At 58.0% G+C, this 16,995-nt stretch carries 16 protein-coding genes and 1 tRNA gene; 4 read left to right on the forward strand and 13 right to left on the reverse strand.

Features of this window, described 5'->3' with window-relative positions; all coding sequences use genetic code 11:
• Positions 1-45 precede the first annotated feature (45 nt).
• Both M3P88_RS10740 and scpB read right to left on the reverse strand, forming a co-directional pair.
• Positions 46-1,107: a pseudouridine synthase gene (locus M3P88_RS10740; protein WP_502798957.1), complete on the reverse strand. Its 1,062-nt coding sequence runs from the start codon at positions 1,105-1,107 to the stop codon at positions 46-48.
• A 656-nt stretch (positions 1,108-1,763) separates the two neighbouring features.
• Entirely contained in the window at positions 1,764-2,387 is a 624-nt protein-coding gene (gene scpB / locus M3P88_RS10745; protein ID WP_124735704.1) for an SMC-Scp complex subunit ScpB, read from the reverse strand.
• Positions 2,388-2,613: 226 nt separating this feature from the next.
• Between scpB and M3P88_RS10750 the strand changes: the two genes are divergently transcribed.
• The gene (locus M3P88_RS10750; RefSeq protein ID WP_249616039.1) at positions 2,614-3,030 is read left to right on the forward strand and encodes a hypothetical protein; all 417 of its coding nucleotides are present in this window, start codon (positions 2,614-2,616) and stop codon (positions 3,028-3,030) included.
• Between the two features lie 3 nt (positions 3,031-3,033).
• Here the strand turns inward: M3P88_RS10750 and M3P88_RS10755 are convergent, their stop codons facing one another.
• The 10 genes from M3P88_RS10755 to M3P88_RS10800 all read right to left on the reverse strand — a co-directional run bounded on the left by M3P88_RS10755 (position 3,034) and on the right by M3P88_RS10800 (position 11,138).
• Complete coding sequence (locus tag M3P88_RS10755) at positions 3,034-3,852, reverse strand: segregation and condensation protein A (RefSeq protein ID WP_249616040.1); 819 nt, start codon at positions 3,850-3,852, stop codon at positions 3,034-3,036.
• Between the two features lie 63 nt (positions 3,853-3,915).
• Positions 3,916-5,115: a tryptophan--tRNA ligase gene (locus M3P88_RS10760; RefSeq protein WP_249616041.1), complete on the reverse strand. Its 1,200-nt coding sequence runs from the start codon at positions 5,113-5,115 to the stop codon at positions 3,916-3,918.
• 22 nt (positions 5,116-5,137) lie between these two features.
• Entirely contained in the window at positions 5,138-5,770 is a 633-nt protein-coding gene (locus M3P88_RS10765) for a site-2 protease family protein (protein ID WP_249616042.1), read from the reverse strand.
• Between the two features lie 63 nt (positions 5,771-5,833).
• Positions 5,834-6,454: an L-threonylcarbamoyladenylate synthase gene (locus M3P88_RS10770; RefSeq protein ID WP_249616043.1), complete on the reverse strand. Its 621-nt coding sequence runs from the start codon at positions 6,452-6,454 to the stop codon at positions 5,834-5,836.
• A gap of 22 nt (positions 6,455-6,476) precedes the next feature.
• The gene (locus tag M3P88_RS10775) at positions 6,477-7,319 is read right to left on the reverse strand and encodes a 3',5'-nucleoside bisphosphate phosphatase (RefSeq protein ID WP_249616044.1); all 843 of its coding nucleotides are present in this window, start codon (positions 7,317-7,319) and stop codon (positions 6,477-6,479) included.
• Positions 7,319-7,492, reverse strand: a complete 174-nt coding sequence (locus M3P88_RS15940) for an oxidoreductase-like domain-containing protein (protein ID WP_283773177.1) — start codon at positions 7,490-7,492, stop codon at positions 7,319-7,321. The genes M3P88_RS10775 and M3P88_RS15940 overlap by 1 nt, the downstream gene beginning before the upstream one ends.
• Entirely contained in the window at positions 7,485-7,706 is a 222-nt protein-coding gene (locus M3P88_RS10785) for an RNA-binding S4 domain-containing protein (protein WP_249616045.1), read from the reverse strand. Before M3P88_RS10785 ends, M3P88_RS15940 begins: the two co-directional genes overlap by 8 nt.
• Before the next feature lie 207 nt (positions 7,707-7,913).
• Positions 7,914-8,462, reverse strand: a complete 549-nt coding sequence (locus M3P88_RS10790; RefSeq protein ID WP_249616046.1) for an AAA family ATPase — start codon at positions 8,460-8,462, stop codon at positions 7,914-7,916.
• A gap of 243 nt (positions 8,463-8,705) precedes the next feature.
• The gene (locus tag M3P88_RS10795) at positions 8,706-9,707 is read right to left on the reverse strand and encodes an asparaginase (RefSeq protein ID WP_249616047.1); all 1,002 of its coding nucleotides are present in this window, start codon (positions 9,705-9,707) and stop codon (positions 8,706-8,708) included.
• A 105-nt stretch (positions 9,708-9,812) separates the two neighbouring features.
• Positions 9,813-11,138 carry a sodium-dependent transporter gene (locus tag M3P88_RS10800; RefSeq protein ID WP_249616048.1) on the reverse strand — a complete coding sequence of 442 codons (1,326 nt, stop codon included), beginning with the start codon at positions 11,136-11,138 and terminating at the stop codon, positions 9,813-9,815.
• Positions 11,139-11,621: 483 nt separating this feature from the next.
• On the opposite strand from M3P88_RS10800, the gene M3P88_RS10805 reads away from it, so the two are divergent.
• Positions 11,622-11,695: transfer RNA gene (locus tag M3P88_RS10805), tRNA-Gly, on the forward strand.
• Between the two features lie 38 nt (positions 11,696-11,733).
• Complete coding sequence (locus M3P88_RS10810) at positions 11,734-13,893, forward strand: AsmA family protein (RefSeq protein WP_249616049.1); 2,160 nt, start codon at positions 11,734-11,736, stop codon at positions 13,891-13,893.
• 57 nt (positions 13,894-13,950) lie between these two features.
• Here M3P88_RS10810 and M3P88_RS10815 read toward each other — a convergent pair whose 3' ends face one another.
• Complete coding sequence (locus M3P88_RS10815; RefSeq protein WP_249616050.1) at positions 13,951-15,927, reverse strand: monovalent cation:proton antiporter family protein; 1,977 nt, start codon at positions 15,925-15,927, stop codon at positions 13,951-13,953.
• Between the two features lie 85 nt (positions 15,928-16,012).
• Here M3P88_RS10815 and M3P88_RS10820 point away from each other — a divergent pair, with 85 nt between their 5' ends.
• Entirely contained in the window at positions 16,013-16,993 is a 981-nt protein-coding gene (locus M3P88_RS10820; protein ID WP_249616051.1) for a KpsF/GutQ family sugar-phosphate isomerase, read from the forward strand.
• The last annotated feature ends 2 nt before the right edge of the window (positions 16,994-16,995 follow it).

Genomic DNA, 16,995 nt, shown 5'->3' on the forward strand with positions numbered 1-16,995 from the left:
TGTACGGGCGGTTATCGGCTAGCCTGCCATCAACAAGATGGCGTTTTAGCGGCGCTTTTGCAAACCGGTCGAAGTCAGACCCGACCACTTCATCACGCCAGCCACTTCCGCTTCGTTCAGCTCATAGAACTGACCGCGCTTCAGGCGGCCCGGCAAGCCGATCGTGCCGAAACGGATACGGATCAGGCGGCTGACGGTCAGATTGAAGTGTTCGAACATACGACGCACTTCGCGGTTGCGGCCTTCCTTGATCACCACATTCACCCAGTGGTTGGCGCCTTCTTCACGCCCGCCCAGCTGATAAACGCGCTCGAAATGCGCCGTACCATCTTCCAGCTCAACCTCTTGCGTCATCGCCTTCATGATTTCCGGCGTCAGCTCGCCCAGCACGCGTACAGAATACTCGCGCTCGACTTCGAAGCTTGGGTGCATCATGCGGTTCGCCAGCTCGCCGCTGGTGGTCACCAGCAACAGACCGGAGGTATTCACGTCCAGGCGGCCGATGGCAACCCAACGGCTGGACTTGGCCTGCGGCAGGCGGTCGAATACGGTCACACGGCCTTCCGGATCATCGCGCGAAACGATTTCACCTTCCTGCTTGTGATACATGATGATGCGCGGCAAACGGTCAGCCCATTTAAGCTTGACCGGATGGCCTTTCACCGTCACGCGGTCATGCGGCCCCACGCGGTCGCCCAATACGGCCACCTTGTTGTTGACCAGAATCAGACCGGCTTCGATCATTTCCTCGACTTCACGGCGCGAACCGGAACCCGATGCGGCCAGTGCTTTTTGCAGGCGCACCGGCTCGATCTTGTCCAGATCTACGCGGGTCTCGCGCAGGCGCTGCGCCTTCTCGGCAATCGCCTGGGTTGGTGCGCGCAAAGCCAGTTTCTTGGCGCGCGGCACTTTCGGGCCCTCGCTGCGCACAAACGGCTTCTTGTCGCCGAAGTTACCACTGCTGCGGCCCTGGAAGCCGCCTTCACGCGGGGCATCACCATCGCGACGCACGAACGGCTTCTTGTCGCCGTAGTTGCCGCGTGGCGCATCGTTGCGCTCGCGCTGGCCATAGCCGCCTTCACGCGGTGCATCGCCATCGCGACGCACGAACGGCTTCTTGTCGCCGTAGTTGCCGCGCGGCGCATCGCTGCGCTCGCGCTGGCCATAGCCGCCTTCGCGCGGAGCATCACCATCGCGACGCACGAACGGCTTCTTGTCGCCGTAGTTGCCGCGCGGCGCATCGCTGCGCTCGCGCTGGCCGTAGCCGCCTTCGCGCGGCGCATCACCATCGCGACGCACGAACGGCTTCTTGTCGCCGTAGTTGCCGCGTGGCGCATCGTTGCGCTCGCGCTGGCCGTAGCCGCCTTCGCGCGGCGCATCGCCATCGCGACGCACAAACGGCTTCTTGTCGCCGTAGTTGCCGCGTGGCGCATCGTTGCGCTCGCGCTGGCCGTAACCACCTTCGCGCGGAGCATCGCCATCGCGACGCACGAACGGCTTCTTGTCGCCGTAGTTACCGCGTGGCGCATCGCTGCGGCTGCGCCCCTGATCTGCGCCGTCGCGGCGGGCAAACGGCTTGGCATCGCCGGCATTGCGATCGCGCTGGCCGTGGCCCTCTTGGCGCGATGGTGCCGGCTTGTTGTCTTGTGCATTGCGCGGCTTGATAAAGCTACCGCCGGTGCGTGGCTGCGAGGTTTCGCGGCCTTTGGCTTGCGACACCGGTTGGCGCGCCTGATTGCGTTGTCCTTTAGACATGCTTTTTCCTAATCAACTAGATTTTCCGCCTCATCAACGAGGGGGACTTCGCCTTCTGGCATCTCGCCAGAGGCTTCAACCGGCCCGGCATCCGGCACCACCAAATTTCCCAAATCCGCCAAAGGCGGCAAGTCACGCAGCGAATGAAAGCCGAGATCATCGAGAAACTTGCGGGTCGTTGCATACAGACCGGGCCGTCCGGGCACATCCTTGTGCCCGATCACTTCGATCCAGCCCCGCTCAAGCAGAGTCTGCACCACGCTGGTCGACACCGTCACACCGCGTATGGCTTCAACATCGCCACGGGTCACCGGTTGTTTGTAGGCAATAATCGCCAGCGTTTCCATCACCGCGCGCGAGTAGCGCGGCGGCTTTTCCGGGTTCAACCGGGAAAGATAGGGGGTAAATTCGGCGCGCGCCCGAAAGCGCCAGCCGGACGAGAGCTTGATCAGCTCCACCCCGCGGCCACGCCAATCCTGCTGTATTTCTTCCAGAATCTGGTTGATCAGCGCCGCCTTGATATCCTCGGTAAACAGGCGTTTAAGCATGGAAACCGATAGCGGCTCTTGCGCAGTCAGCAGCGCCGTTTCGAGAACGGTCTTCAGATACTTGAGATCGGTAAAAAGAGGCATCGAAACCAGATCAGATTTTGGACAAAATCACAGGAAGGCGCGGATTTTACACGATTTTTTATCCTGCGTCGCCATAAGATACCCTGTTTTACCTGTCTTGCGCCCCCCATCAACCCTATCTGGCGCTGATATCTAAAAATCCGTCATAACTTCACCTATGGTGAACAACAGAAAATGTGCGGGCAGCCAAAGCAAGCAGACAAAAACCCGGGACGGGAGCAGATCCATGCAAACTACAGTCAGGCAACACGGTAAAGCGTTACTCGTCCTGTCCTTGTTTGTACAGCTGGCAGCTTATGTGACGTCCGGTATGGCGCAGGCGCAAGAGCCGGAAAGCAGCATGACCACAATAAGCCCGGCAACAGACCTCAGCCTCCCGCCTGCCATCGCCATGGAGGACGAAAATACAAAACCGCCTATGATCTCAGCTACAGCGTTATCCGTCATCGGCGCGCCAGCCCTCGCCCCTTTACCCTCAAGCACCGCGCTCAGACTAAAGGAAAGCAATCCGCTCTGGGCTTGGCTCGCGCTGGATGGTGGCAATCGCCCCTCTTTCAAGCTGTATCAGGACAAATCATCAAGACTGGCGCTAAACATCAATGGTAACGGCAGCATCCGCCTCAAATACAAGCTGGCCTGGTAGGCATTACAGCACGGCAATACGTACATAGATCGGAGCATAGGCCACATCTTGGCTCACCCGCACCATGCCCTCCTTGACCAGCTCCAAGAGGGCAATAAAGTTGACTACCAGATGCGCGACACCTTTACCCGGCTCAAACAACTCTTCGAACGCCACATAATCGCGTCCGTCCAGATAACGCAAAATCCAGCTCATTTGCTCACGCACCGACAGCTCATCCTTCGCCACCTGATGGCTGCGCTGGTTTTTGGCACGCGACAAAATAGTCAGCCAGGCTTGGCGCAAGTCCAGCGGGCTGACTTCAGGCAGGCGCTGCTCGGCGCCTTGCTCGATCAGGACTGCCAGCCAGGCAAAGTCGCGCTCGGCTTGCGGCAGCTTGTCCAAAGCCAGTCCGGCCAGCTTCATCTGCTCATACTCCAGCAGCCGCCGTGCCAGTTCCGCCCGCGGGTCACTCACCTCTCCGGCCTCGTCCACTTGCGGACGCGGCAACAATAAGCGCGACTTGATCTCGATCAGCAAGGCCGCCATTAACAGATACTCGGCTGCCAACTCCAGCCGCTCGGCGCGCATCGCATCGATATAGCGCATGTACTGCGCGGTAATCGGCGCCATCGGAATATCCAGGATATTCAGGTTCTGCTTGCGGATCAGGTACAAGAGCAAGTCCAGCGGACCTTCAAAACTCTCGAGAATGATTTTGAGCGCATCCGGCGGAATAAACAGATCAGCCGGCATTTCCAATACCGGCTGGCCGAAGACATGCGCCAAGGGTATGCCGGCGACAGTCCCGGCGGCATCAGGCGTTAAGCTGTGCTCAGTCATGCTGTCCCATCAATAAAAAACCCCGCGACCATACGCGGGGCTGTCGCGAACAGGCGGTGAGGCTCAATAACCCAGCCCCATCGCCTCGCGTACGTCCTTCATGGTGTCGTTCGCGATCTTGCGCGCGCGCTCGCAACCGTCGGCGACGATGGCCTTCACCAGCGTCGGATCGTCCAGATACTTTTGCGCACGCTCGAACATCGGCTGCTGCTCCTTGAGCACGCCTTCGATCACCGGCTGCTTGCAATCAAGACAACCGATGCCGGCACTGGTACACCCCTTGATGACCCACTCGCGGGTCGCTTCATCCGAATACACCTGATGCAGCTGCCACACCGGACACTTGGCCGGGTCACCCGGATCGGTGCGGCGCACGCGGGCCGGATCGGTCGGCATGGCACGCACCTTCTTGGATACCGATTCCGGCGCCTCGCGCAGGGCGATGGTGTTGCCGTACGACTTGGACATCTTGTTGCCATCCAGACCCGGCATGCGGCTGGCCGCCGTCAGCAAGGCATCCGGCTCGGGCAGAATGACGCGACCTTTATTCTCGAGGAAGGCAAACAGGCGCTCGCGGTCCCCGATGGACAGGTTTTGCGTGTCGGCCAGCAAGGCGCGTGCCGCATCCAGTGCCTCGTCGTCGCCTTCTTGCTGGTAACGGGTGCGCATCTGCTGGTATAGCTTGCTCTTCTTGCTGCCCAGTTTCTTAATGGAAGCGATGGCCTTGTCTTCAAAGCCTGGCTCGCGCCCATACAAATGGTTAAAACGGCGCGCCATTTCACGCGTCAGTTCGACATGCGGCACCTGGTCTTCGCCCACCGGCACGCGGTTGGCCTTGTACACCAGAATATCGGCCGCCTGCAGCAGCGGATAACCGAGGAAACCGTAAGTGGTCAGATCCTTGTGGCTGAGTTTCTCGATCTGATCCTTATAAGTCGGCACCCGCTCCAGCCAGCCCAACGGGCAGATCATGGACAGCGCCAGATGCAGCTCGGCGTGCTCCGGCACCTTGGACTGGATAAAAATGGTCGCCTGTGCCGGATCGACACCGGCAGCCAGCCAGTCGATCACCATATCCCACAGACTGCTTTCAATCACGCCTACATCGTCGTAATTGGTGGTCAGCGCATGCCAGTCGGCCACCATAAACAGACATTCGTGCTCACTTTGCAGCTGCACCCAGTTTTTGATAACGCCGTGATAATGCCCAAGGTGTAGCCTTCCGGTTGGGCGCATGCCGGAGAGAACGCGATCTGCGAACATGAACAATCCTGGAAAAATAAAATTACAAAATCAGATTGAGAAGATCATACACGATATTCATGAATGGCCTGAGTATGGGCGAGAGCAGGCCGGTAAATACCAGGCCCAGCAATATCCAGATACCGTAAGGCTCGATACGCGAGTATTTATAAGCCATGCCCGGCGGCAAAAAGCTTTCAACGATGCGACCGCCATCCAGCGGCAACAGCGGCATCAGGTTCAGCACCATCAGCACCACATTGATATTGATGCCGGCCTGACTCATCAGCATCAGCGGCTCGCTATACATGGAGTCGGTACTGATCGCCAGTTTGAACAGCAAGACCCAGCCCACCGCCATGGCCAGATTGGACAAGGGACCGGCTGCCGCAACCCAGCGCATACCGCCACGGACAGGCTTGAGGTTGCCGAAGTTGACCGGCACCGGCTTGGCCCAGCCGAATATAAAGCCGCCGGCAATCAGCCCGACCAGCGGCAACAGGACGGTGCCGATCGGATCAATATGCTTGAGCGGATTCAAGGTCATCCGCCCCATCATAAAGGCCGTGGCATCGCCAAAGCGCTTGGCAACATAGGCATGCGCCGCCTCGTGCAAGGTAATGGCCAGAATGACCGGCAACGCATAAATCGCAATTTTCTGGATGATATCGTCCAAGAGCCCCCCCCTTTTGTTCAGCAAATGGCCGCATTGCGCGGCCCGAATTCTATTATCTATCGGCTATAGCCCGAATGGCGCAACCGCGCCCTTACCCTGGCGAACCAGCGACACACCATCGGTCATGTCTATCACCGTCGTCGGCTCGGTGCCGCACCAACCGCCATCAATCACCAGATCGACCCGGTTTTCCAGCAATTCTCGAATCTCGTACGGGTCAACCAAGGGCTCGCCTTCCCCCGGCAGCATGAGCGTACACGACAAAATCGGCTCGTGCAGCGCCTCCAGCAAGGCAAGCGCCACTTGGTGATCCGGCACGCGCAAGCCTATGGTCGAGCGTTTGGGATGCAAAGTGCGGCGCGGCACTTCCTTGGTCGCCTGCAGAATAAAGGTGTAGCTACCCGGCGTGGCACTTTTAAGCAGGCGGTACTGGCTATTGTCCACACGGGCATAATTGGCCAGCGCCGACAAATCGGCGCATACCAGCGTCAGGTGGTGTTTAAGGTCGATCTGGCGTATTTCCAGAATACGTTCCATCGCCCGCTTATTTCCCAAGGCGCAACCCAGCGCATAGCAGGAGTCGGTCGGATAGACGATCACCCCGCCCGCTTCGACAATCTTGGCCGCTTCGCGTATCAGCCGCGCCTGCGGGTTATCCGGATGGATGGTAAAAAATTGTGCCATATCTATTTCCTCGCCCGGGACTTCAAGCGCCCCAGCCCTTTTCCCGCCATATTGGGCGGCATAAAGGCGGCAGTTCAGCCGTCAGCCCCACATCACGCCCCCCCTCGCCTGGCGCATGAAAATCGCTGCCGGCGCTGGCCAGCAAACCAAAACGGTCGGCCAGCAGGGTGTATTTGTGCATATCGTCCAGACTATGGCTACCGCTGGCGACCTCTATCGCCTCGCCGCCGGCATCCTTAAAGTCGAGTATCAACCGTTCGGTCAGTGTCCTGCCAAAATCATAGCGCCCCGGATGGGCAATCACCGCTACGCCGCCTGCTGCCCTGATCCAGCCTACGGCATCGGCAAGACTGGCCCATTGGTGCGGCACATAGCCGGTTTTGCCGGCAGCCAGAAACTTGCGAAACACGGCCCTTATATCTTTTATATATCCGGCATTGACCATATAGCGGGCAAAATGCGCACGCCCTATCATTTCCGGGTTGGCCGCCAGCGCCATCGCACCATCGAAAGTACCGGGCATGCCGGCCTTTTCCAGCTCATGCGCCATGGCGCGCGCGCGCTCGATGCGGCCATCGCGGATAGAGGCGAGCCCCGTCTCGAGCACGGCTTCACCCGGCGTAATGCCAAGCCCGACAATATGAATGGTATGTTTACCCCAGCTCACCGAAATTTCGACGCCACCGATCAGGGCGATGCCCAGTTCGCCAGCTGCTGCTGCCGCTTCGGCATAGCCGCGCGTGCAGTCGTGATCGGTCAGCGCCAGTAAAGTCGCGCCGCGACCGGCCGCACGCGTCACAACTTCAGCAGGGCTCAAGGCACCGTCGGAAATGCTGGAGTGAAAATGCAGGTCTATGCTGGCCATCACGCACCCTCCTGGCGCGCGTGCCACGCAGCCAAGCGCATGCGGTAATCCGCCAGCTCTATTTGGTAGCTATCCCAAACACAAGGCTCGCAACCGCTACCGCAACACATATCGTCGCTGGGCGCTTGCGGAGCCTCGGGTTGCGGGTCGAAATCGTCGCCACTCTCAAGCATGGGCCGCTATCACGCGTATGGTGAAGCCCTCCCCGCTGACCACCTGCCCGGGGCGGATTTTGCAGGTTTTGCGCAACTCGACCGCACCATCGACACAAACCACACCCTCGGCCACCATCTGCTTGCCCATTCCGCCAGACTCGGCAATACCGCAAGTTTTCAGCAGATCGCACAAGGCAATATATTCATTGCGCAGCTCAAACACTTCATTCATTTCTTCACACCCATCTTGGACAGCCCTGTGCAGACCCTGTTAACAAACCACACAAGACATTGAATTTATTAGCCTATTTACACCAGCCTGTTTTTTAGGCAGTCCATCCTCTGTTTGTCCACGCCGCAACGGGACAGTACTGTGAACGGCCTGTGGACAAGAGCGGCAACACACTGATTTTATTAATAGAAGTCGCACTGCCTAAATTTAAGGCACACATCCTGACGGCAATACCTCATCCAGTGCACGCAGCGCCTGCTCCAGCCGCTGTTCCCGAGTGCCATAGACCTCGACTATGCGCTCCGGCTGTGTTGCCAGTGCCTGACGGTATAAGCCCAGCAGCCAGTCGCGCTCATGCGGATGGCTACGCAAAGGATCAGCTTGCCAGGGAATATCCGGGCGGGCGAGCAGCGTCAAACCATAGCGGTAATTACGACACAAACGGTTTATCGTCTCGCTGGCGCCGCCAAAAGCCACTTCAGCCCAAATACGACAGGTCAGCGCGCTCGTGTCGCACAACACGATATCCGCCTGCAGGGCAGCCCTGTCTTCATTGTGGCACTGGGCTAACGCAATCGCCTCGACATCGGCCAGCGACGGAAGATAGGGACGGCTGGCGTAATAGCTGCGCGCATACTCGTCAACACACGCCACACGCATGCCGGCGCGCTCAAGCCTGTCCGCCAACGCCAGCACCAGCGTGCTCTTGCCGCTGGACTCCGGCCCCAATACGGCAACGCGCAAAGAAAGCGGCATGACATCAACAAAAGCGGTAAAGGGGAAGATTATACGGCGCAGAGCCTGGCATCGGGCAGTTTCTCGCAAAGGCGGGCGCCGAAGCGGTGTACAGACCGCGAATAACAGAAGCAAAGCACGAACTTGTCAGCCACACGGGCAGATCCGAATTGCCCACATGCGCACAGAAAAACCCTGTGCGCACACTGTGGACAAACCAAGTAAAGGCATGAATAGAAATGGAAATCTTCACGCGCCTATTTTTTAGGCAGGGACAGTCATCTCTCCCGCCCAGTCCTGCTGCAAATAGGCCCGCCGCTGCGCCGCCGTCAAAGGCATGGAAGCCAATACCGTCAATTTGCCCAGCGCAGCCTCCGGCGTCATATCCAGCCCCGGCAAGGCACCGGCTTGTGCCAATGGCTGACTGGCAGCATACGCCCCCACCTCGACCGAGCCTTTTTGCACCTGGGTCAGGTTCAGCACCGGCAAACCGCGCGCGCTCGCTGAAGCGACGCCAGCCAGCAGCGCAGCCTCTGCCGGCGCATTGCCATTACCGTAACTCATCAGTACCGCGCCATGATGCGCCCCTTGCAATAAAGCACCAAAGCTGGCGGCTGCCGCGCCCGGCATCAGCATCAGCGGCAGGATATTGACTTGCTCATCCAGATGCTGCGCATGAAAATTGCCCTGTGCCTGACGCCACAGTGCGCGCTGCCATTGAATATGGATACCGAACTGCGCCAGCGGCGCGGCATTCGGGCTGGCAAAACCGGCAAAACTGGCTGCATCGACCTTGCGCGCCCGGCAACCGCGTAGCAGCACGCGATCGAATGCCAGCACAACCTCATGCAAGTCTTCCTGGCAAGCCGCCTCAAAGGCATCGGCCAGATTGCCCCAGCCATCGCTTCGGGCATGCACCAAGGGCAATTGCGAGCCGGTGATGACCACCGGTTTGGCCAGCCCCTGCAGGGCAAAAGCCAGCACACTGGCGGTGTAAGCCATGGTGTCGGTGCCGTGGATAATCACAAAACCATCGCAAGCATGGTAATGACTGGCAATATCGCCGATCAGACTATTCCAGTTGGCCAGCGTGATCGCCGAGGAGTCTATCAGCTGCGGATACTCGATCAGCTCAAAGTCCAACTGCTCACTGCGAAAGCGTTCCAGCAGGCGTGGCAATAGTCCCGACACGGGTGCAAGACCCGCAGGCGTATGATCCATGCCGATGGTGCCACCGCTATAGAGGACAAGAATGCGCTTGGACATGGTATTTCCCAGAAATAATGAACAGACAAAATCTTAAAACAAAAGGCGTCCCCACCGAAGGGGACGCCTTGTCCGTGCATGCCAAAGCCTTGGCCTCAGCCGCCTTTATAAACCATTAACCAGTACAAAACCGATCAGGGCCGGTGCAATATAACGACAAGTCAACTTCATCGCCGGCAGCCATAGAGCGCTGCTACGGGTTCCCACCGCCAGCTGGGCCTCAATCTGAGGCCAGATTTTCCAGCCTGCCAGCAAAGCCAATAGCACACCAACTAGCGGCATCAGCAAATTGGAGGTGGTGTAATCCAGCAGATCGAACACGCCTTTACCGAACAGGGTGTATTCGCTCCAGATACCCAGCGACAAGGAGGCGGGCACGCCCAGCGCAAACATCAGCGAAGCCATCAGCAAGGCCGCAGGCACCCGGCGCATATGAAATTCGTCGATCATAAAGCTGGTCACCACTTCCATCAGCGACACCGCCGAAGTCAGGGCGGCGACCAGCAGCAGCACGAAGAACACCACGGAAAACAGCTGCCCGCCTACCATCTTGGCAAACACCGCCGGCATGGTGATGAAGGTCAAACCAGGACCTGCCGAAGGGTCAAAACCGAAGGCAAATACGGCCGGCAACACCATCAAGCCAGCCAGCAGGCAGACCACGGTCGTCAACAGCACCACCCAAGCGGCAGACCCCGGAATCGAGGTGTCTTTTTCTACATAAGAGCCATAGGTAATCATCGCCCCCATGCCCAGCGACAGCGAGAAGAAGGCCAAGCCCAGCGCATCGATAATCGTCTTGGCGCTCACCTTAGAAAAGTCGGGATCAAGGAAGTAAGCCACGCCATCCAGGGCTCCCGGCAAAAACAAGCCACGTGCAATCAGCACCAGCATCATCACGAACAATGCGGGCATCAGGAATTTGGACAGGTTTTCGATACCCTTTTGCACGCCACCCAATACCACACCGACGGTCAAGGCCATAAAGGCTGCGTGATAGAACAGGGGCTCGCTCGGGCTGGAAATAAAACTGCTGAAAATCCCGCCCAGCACTTTGGCATCACTGCTGATAATCTCGCCGCCTATCGATTTGACGATATAGGCTATCGTCCAGCCGCCGACCACGCTGTAAAACGACAGAATCAGGAAGCCGACCAGCACCCCCATATAACCGACCAGCGCCCAGTGCTTGCCGCCCATCTTGCGAAAAGCCCCGACTGCGCTGGAGTGGGCCGCGCGACCTAGCGCCATCTCGGCCATCATCATCACGATGCCCAGCGTAAACACGAAGCCGATGAAAATCAGTAAAAATGCCCCGCCGCCATTTTGCGAGGCGACGTAAGGAAACTTCCAAATGGCACCCAGGCCAATCGCCGAACCGGCAGCAGCAAGTATGAATCCGAGGCGGGAGCCCCATTGTGATCTGGCCATGATCAATTCTCTTTAAATTATCTGGACAATAACGACTTCCACGCAAAAATTTGCATGGACCGGGCTGTTTGCAAATGCAGAACTATCGAGTCAGGAGCCCGCAGACGGATTACGCCTGACATGGTCGACCACGTGGAGGAGACATCTTGAACCGGCTAAAGCTGCCGAGTCAGAGTCCAGCGGGAAATAAGCTTGCCACCGGGTGTGGCGCAAGGATTAAGCATGCGAGCCAGATGATGGCTACCAGCATACCCCGCTTTGTATACGATATACACGAATACAAGTTACCACGTTCAAGCACGGGGTCAAGGGGGGAAAAGCATTTATCATCGATAAAACTTAAATTATTAGCCTTAACTGCCCCAAAAAAAATAAATTCCTATTGCATATTGCGCACACACAGACAAAACTGCATTTTTTAAAAAAACATTGCCACTTTCTTGCGAAAGACGGCCATTTTTCATACAATGCCGTCTTCGCAGTGCGGGTGTAGCTCAATGGTAGAGCAGAAGCTTCCCAAGCTTACGACGAGGGTTCGATTCCCTTCACCCGCTCCACGCGCCATTTTCCCAGCCTCCATCTAGACCGACTCAGTATGAAGTTAAACTCTGGCCGGCTCTGGCTAAAAACATTTGTCTACGGCGCACTCACTCTGTGTGTTCTGTCCACATGCGCGCTCATCCTGTTTTATCAGCGCTTTGATGCGCAGGCCGTGCGGCACAATATCGTGAATGAATTCGCCCAGCGCGGCTACGATGCCGAAATCAACGGCAACATCTCTCCTCATTTCTTTCCCTATCCCGGCCTGGATATAGAGCGCATTGCCGTTTACCCGGCCGGCACGCGCACGGCCTTACTCACACTGAACAAGCTAAACCTTGATCTGGCATGGTGGCCCCTGCTGCAAAAGCAGCATGAATTACGCAGTCTCGCCGCCGACGGCATGACACTCACACTGAGGCAGCAAAGCGACGGCACACTCAATATCGACGGACTACTGCAAAAAAACCGGGCGACCTCGCTCAAGCTTCAGCTTGATCGCTTTGCACTGCGTAACGCCAATATCGATTTCACAGATGAAATAAGCGGTCATACCGCAGCGCTCAGGGACGCCCAGCTTGAACTGGTCGATATGGCATCCGCTGCCCACCTGCAACTGGATGGCAAACTGCTTGAGGGTAAGCGGGAATTCAAAATTGCCCTGTCTGTGCCCTACCACCATAGCGCCGACAAAATAGCGGCACGCGACATCAGTGCCAACCTCACCGGCAGCGGGCGCAATAGCGGCACATCGCTTAGCGCCACAGGCAATCTGGATATCAATACCGCCACTTTGCAAACCACCGCCAAGGCACTGCAAATCAAGCTAAATAGCACGCAAGCCAAGCTGCAACTCGAGGCCAACATCCCTCACGCCAGCGCCAACCCGGCAGAAGTCCTCATTCCATATGCCACCGGCTCGGGTGAGTTTAACTACGCCCAAACCCGCTACCGTTTCAATGGCGCACTGGATCAGCTCAAACTTACCCCAGCCGGACTTTATGCAACACAAATCAGTAGCGAGCTGATTTCCTCGCAAGGCCCGCACTCCATCAAGATCAAGCTGTCGGCACCGCTGCAGCTGGCTGGGCTCAACACCTTACGCATGGACCCATTAAAACTGGATGCCCGCCTGATTACGCCCGTCTTACCGCGTGGCCAGCTTTTCGCCGCACTGGATGGCACACTGAGCGGCGAACTGGACAGTAGCCGGCTCACACTACGGGTCGCCGGCAAGCTGGATGGCACTCAGCTAGCCCTTGCACTGGACCAGACCGGATTTATCGACCCGCACCACGAGGCGGCGCTTTCTATCGACCAGCTTGACCTGAACCGCTATCTGCCTGAAACCAAGCCCGAGCAGGCTGTCGCCCTATTCCAGAACACGGCACCGCTGCAATTGGACTGGATGGACTTTTTGCACCTAAAAGGCAAGGTCGATATTGGCGAACTGAATATGGGGCGTTTTCGCGTGCGCGATATCAACGCCCATGTCGAGGCTGACCGTAACGCTTTTGCTGTAGACAATCTGTCGGCCAGTATTTACGAAGGGAAGCTCAGCGGCAGTGCCCGACTGCAGCGCGGCAAAGAAGCCACACTCTCGCTCAAACAGCAGCTGCATGGCATGCATATCCGTCCGCTACTGCTTGACCTGTTCAACTTCAGCCGCATCGAAGGCAAAGGCAGCGGCGAAGTTAATCTGGTCGCTCACGGAAAATCCCTGGCCGGACTGCGCGATACACTCACCGGACAAGCCAGCGTCAAGCTGGCACAAGGTGCGCTGACCGGTATCGACCTGGTGGCAGCACTGAAAAACCTGCCGGCCGAACTCAAGGACTGGAGCGCCACCTCGCTGGCCACCGATCAGAAACAGAAAACCACGTTCCAATCTTTGTCGGCCAGCTTCGACCTGGACAATGGCATTGCACGCAATCAGGATCTGCAACTGGCTTCACAATTGGTGAATGTGCATGGCAACGGTAAGCTCGATTTGCCGCAAAGCATTATCGACTATACGCTGGATGTCAAAGCCAATCCGCGCTCATTCAAGCAGTTAGGCGGGGTCAATGTGCCACTGAAAATTACCGGCCAGATCAATGCACCTATCTATGCGCTGGACTTCAATGCCATGGTCAAGGGCAAAACAAGCCCCGACGAAAAACAACAAGCACTGAAGCAGGAATTGAAAAAACAGATCACCACCATCCTGCCTTAACACAAACAGGAAAGCGGGAGAATCTCCCCCGCTTTCCTGCACGACACTTGCGCAGGCTTAGCCTGCATCCCCTTGCAGCAGACAGCTCTCGGCCGAAGCCAGCTGATCAGAGCGCCCCAACAGCACGACTACATCATTTTCTTCCAGCACAAAATCATTGCTCAGATCGGAGCGTTTGAATTGGCGGCGGCGCACCGTCTTGACCTCGACCCCTAATGCCCCCAGATTCAGCTCGCCCAGACGCTTGCCCACCGCGTAGGCATCTGCCACCAAGCGCACACTTTCCAGCCGCAACTGCTGACCTTCGTCTCCGATAGCAACCTCGTCCCCCACCCCGCGGAAAAAGCCGCGAAACAGACCGTAACGCGCTTCACGCACGGTGCGGATACGGCGCAGCACCCGGCTCACCGGCACCCCCATCACCATCAGGGCCTGGGAGGCCAGCATCAGACTGCCCTCCATCACCTCTGCCACCACCTCGTCGGCACCGGCAGCGCGCAAACGTTCGATATCGCTATCATCGATGGTGCGCACAATAACCGGCAAATTGGGCTTGAGCTGCTGCACGGTTTCGATAATGCGCTCGGCAGCATGGGTGTCGGCAAAGGTAATCACCACCACACGGGCACGCTGAATGCCGGCAGCGCCCAGCACTTCCTTGCGGGCGGCATCGCCAAACACCACAGGATCCCCGGCGGCGCTGGCTTCCTGCACCCGCTCGGGATCCAGGTCCAGCGCAAAAAACGGCACTTCCTCCGCCTCGAGCAGACGCGCCAGCGCCTGACCACTGCGGCCATAGCCGCAAATCAGCACATGCTCGGACTTACTCATGCTCTGCACAAATACCTGATGCAGATCGAGCGACTGCAGCATCCAGTCGTTGCGTATTACGCGCCGGGTAATCGCATCGGCGTACTGGATCATAAATGGCGCTATCAACATCGAAAGAATGATGGCGGCCAGTGCAGCCTGCACCGATGCCAAAGGCACCAGCGCCAGATTGCTGGCCAGCGCCAACAGGACAAAGCCGAACTCCCCGCCCTGTGCCAGTGCCAGCGCGCCTTTAAGCGCATCATTGCTGCGCTGGCCAAAAGCACGGCCAATAACAAAAACAATCGCCAGTTTCAAAGGCAGCAGCAGGCACAACATCACCAGCACTTCATCCCAGCGCTGGAACAGCACCGGCAACTCCAGCTTCATGCCAACGGTGATAAAGAAAAACCCCAACAGGATGTCGCGAAACGGACGGATGTCCTCTTCCACCTGAAAGCGATACTTGGTTTCCGAAATCAGCATGCCGGCAACAAAAGCGCCCAGCGCCAGCGACAGGCCGGACAGCTCGGTCAGCCAGGCAATACCCAGCGTCACCAGCAGCACATTAATCATAAACAGCTCACCCGAACGCTGGCGGGCAACCACATGAAACCACGGCCGCAGCAGGCGCGGACCAAAGAAGAACAGCAAGGACATCACCACCACCACCTTGACGCCGGCCAGCGCCAGATCCATCAGCAGCGTATCCGAGCCGCCGGCAAAGGCCGGCAGCAGAATCAACAGCGGTACGACGGCAATATCCTGAAACAGCAACACGCCCATCGCCAGCTGCCCATGCGCCTGATTCAGTTCAAGCCGCTCGGTCAGCAGCTTGCTGACAATCGCCGTTGACGACATGGCGAGTGCCCCGCCGATCGCAAAACCTGCCAGCGGGTTATCGCTCAGAATCCACACCCCTCCCATGATCAGCAGCAGCGTCACCACCACCTGCGCCAAGCCAACGCCAAACACCAGCCGGCGCATGGCATTAAGCTTGGGCAGGGAAAACTCCAGCCCGATGGAGAACATCATAAACACAATGCCGATCTCGCCCAGAAACTGCGTTTCCTCCCCGTCCGGCACCAGCGCCAGCACACTGGGGCCGGCAACAAAGCCCACCACCAGATAGCCCAGCATGGGCGGCACCTTGACACTACGGCACAAAGTGACAGCCAGTACGGCACAAAGAAGGACCAGCACGATAGGAGCAAGAGAATGCATCAGGCAATAATTTCCTAGTTCAGGGTTTGAAATCCATACAGACAGGTGCAGGAAGGCCGATTATAAGCTGATATACTGCGCGACTATGGAACAAGCGCACATACAAAACCGTCTGGAACTGGCTCGCGACGTCCTTCGCATTGAGGCCGACGCCATACTCAAGCTGGCAGACCGCCTCAATGGCGAGTTTCTGGCTGCCATCGACATCTTACTTGCCTGCAGTGGCCGCGTGGTCATTACCGGCATCGGCAAATCCGGTCATATTGCCCGCAAAATAGCGGCCACCATGGCCAGCACCGGCACGCCGGCCTTCTTTGTCCATCCGGCCGAGGCGGCGCATGGCGACTTGGGCATGATTACCGATAAAGATGTACTGATCGCCCTATCCAACTCGGGCGAAAGCGATGAAGTGATTGCGCTTTTGCCGGCGCTCAAGCGCAAAGGGGTCGCTCTGATCGCCATCACCGGCCGTCCAGGCTCGACCTTGGCACGCGAGGCCGATATTCATCTGGATGCCACGGTAGAAAAAGAAGCCTGTCCATTGGGCTTGGCGCCAACGGCCAGCACCACCGCCGCCCTGGCACTGGGCGACGCGCTGGCCGTCACTTTGCTGGACGCACGCAACTTCCGCCAGGAAGACTTTGCCCTGTCCCATCCGGGCGGCAGCTTGGGGCGGCGCCTGCTGGTTCATGTAGCCGACATCATGCATGCCGGAGAGGACTTCCCGGCGGTTAAATCCGGCACCCCGCTTAAGCACGCCTTGCTGGAAATGTCGCGCAAGGGCCTGGGCATGACGGCGGTACTGGATGAAGCGCAGCGGCTGACCGGCATCTATACCGATGGCGATCTGCGCAGAACGCTGGATAAAAGCGAAAACCTGGCCGGCCTGGTGATAGATGAAGTCATGAACCGCTCGCCACGCACCATCGCCGCAACGCGACTGGCCGCCGAGGCCGTCAAGCAGATGGAAACCTACAAGATTAATGGCCTGATCGTCACCGATGAGGCCGGCCATGCCATAGGCGCACTGAATCTGCACGATTTGATGCGCGCAGGCATCGTCTGAAA

This window comes from Craterilacuibacter sp. RT1T (assembly GCF_023502145.1).
Classification (GTDB): Bacteria; Pseudomonadota; Gammaproteobacteria; order Burkholderiales; family Chromobacteriaceae; genus Craterilacuibacter.

Excerpts from the sequence above, each read along its gene's own strand:
- scpB (WP_124735704.1), bottom strand. The coding sequence starts at position 2,387 with ATGCCTCTTTTTACCGATCTCAAGTATCTGAAGACCGTTCTCGAAACG.
- M3P88_RS10750 (WP_249616039.1), top strand. The coding sequence starts at position 2,614 with ATGCAAACTACAGTCAGGCAACACGGTAAAGCGTTACTCGTCCTGTCC.
- M3P88_RS10755 (WP_249616040.1), bottom strand. The coding sequence starts at position 3,852 with ATGACTGAGCACAGCTTAACGCCTGATGCCGCCGGGACTGTCGCCGGC.
- M3P88_RS10760 (WP_249616041.1), bottom strand. The coding sequence starts at position 5,115 with ATGTTCGCAGATCGCGTTCTCTCCGGCATGCGCCCAACCGGAAGGCTA.
- M3P88_RS10770 (WP_249616043.1), bottom strand. The coding sequence starts at position 6,454 with ATGGCACAATTTTTTACCATCCATCCGGATAACCCGCAGGCGCGGCTG.
- M3P88_RS10775 (WP_249616044.1), bottom strand. The coding sequence starts at position 7,319 with ATGGCCAGCATAGACCTGCATTTTCACTCCAGCATTTCCGACGGTGCC.
- M3P88_RS15940 (WP_283773177.1), bottom strand. The coding sequence starts at position 7,492 with ATGCTTGAGAGTGGCGACGATTTCGACCCGCAACCCGAGGCTCCGCAA.
- M3P88_RS10785 (WP_249616045.1), bottom strand. The coding sequence starts at position 7,706 with ATGAATGAAGTGTTTGAGCTGCGCAATGAATATATTGCCTTGTGCGAT.
- M3P88_RS10790 (WP_249616046.1), bottom strand. The coding sequence starts at position 8,462 with ATGCCGCTTTCTTTGCGCGTTGCCGTATTGGGGCCGGAGTCCAGCGGC.
- M3P88_RS10795 (WP_249616047.1), bottom strand. The coding sequence starts at position 9,707 with ATGTCCAAGCGCATTCTTGTCCTCTATAGCGGTGGCACCATCGGCATG.
- M3P88_RS10800 (WP_249616048.1), bottom strand. The coding sequence starts at position 11,138 with ATGGCCAGATCACAATGGGGCTCCCGCCTCGGATTCATACTTGCTGCT.
- M3P88_RS10810 (WP_249616049.1), top strand. The coding sequence starts at position 11,734 with ATGAAGTTAAACTCTGGCCGGCTCTGGCTAAAAACATTTGTCTACGGC.
- M3P88_RS10815 (WP_249616050.1), bottom strand. The coding sequence starts at position 15,927 with ATGCATTCTCTTGCTCCTATCGTGCTGGTCCTTCTTTGTGCCGTACTG.
- M3P88_RS10820 (WP_249616051.1), top strand. The coding sequence starts at position 16,013 with ATGGAACAAGCGCACATACAAAACCGTCTGGAACTGGCTCGCGACGTC.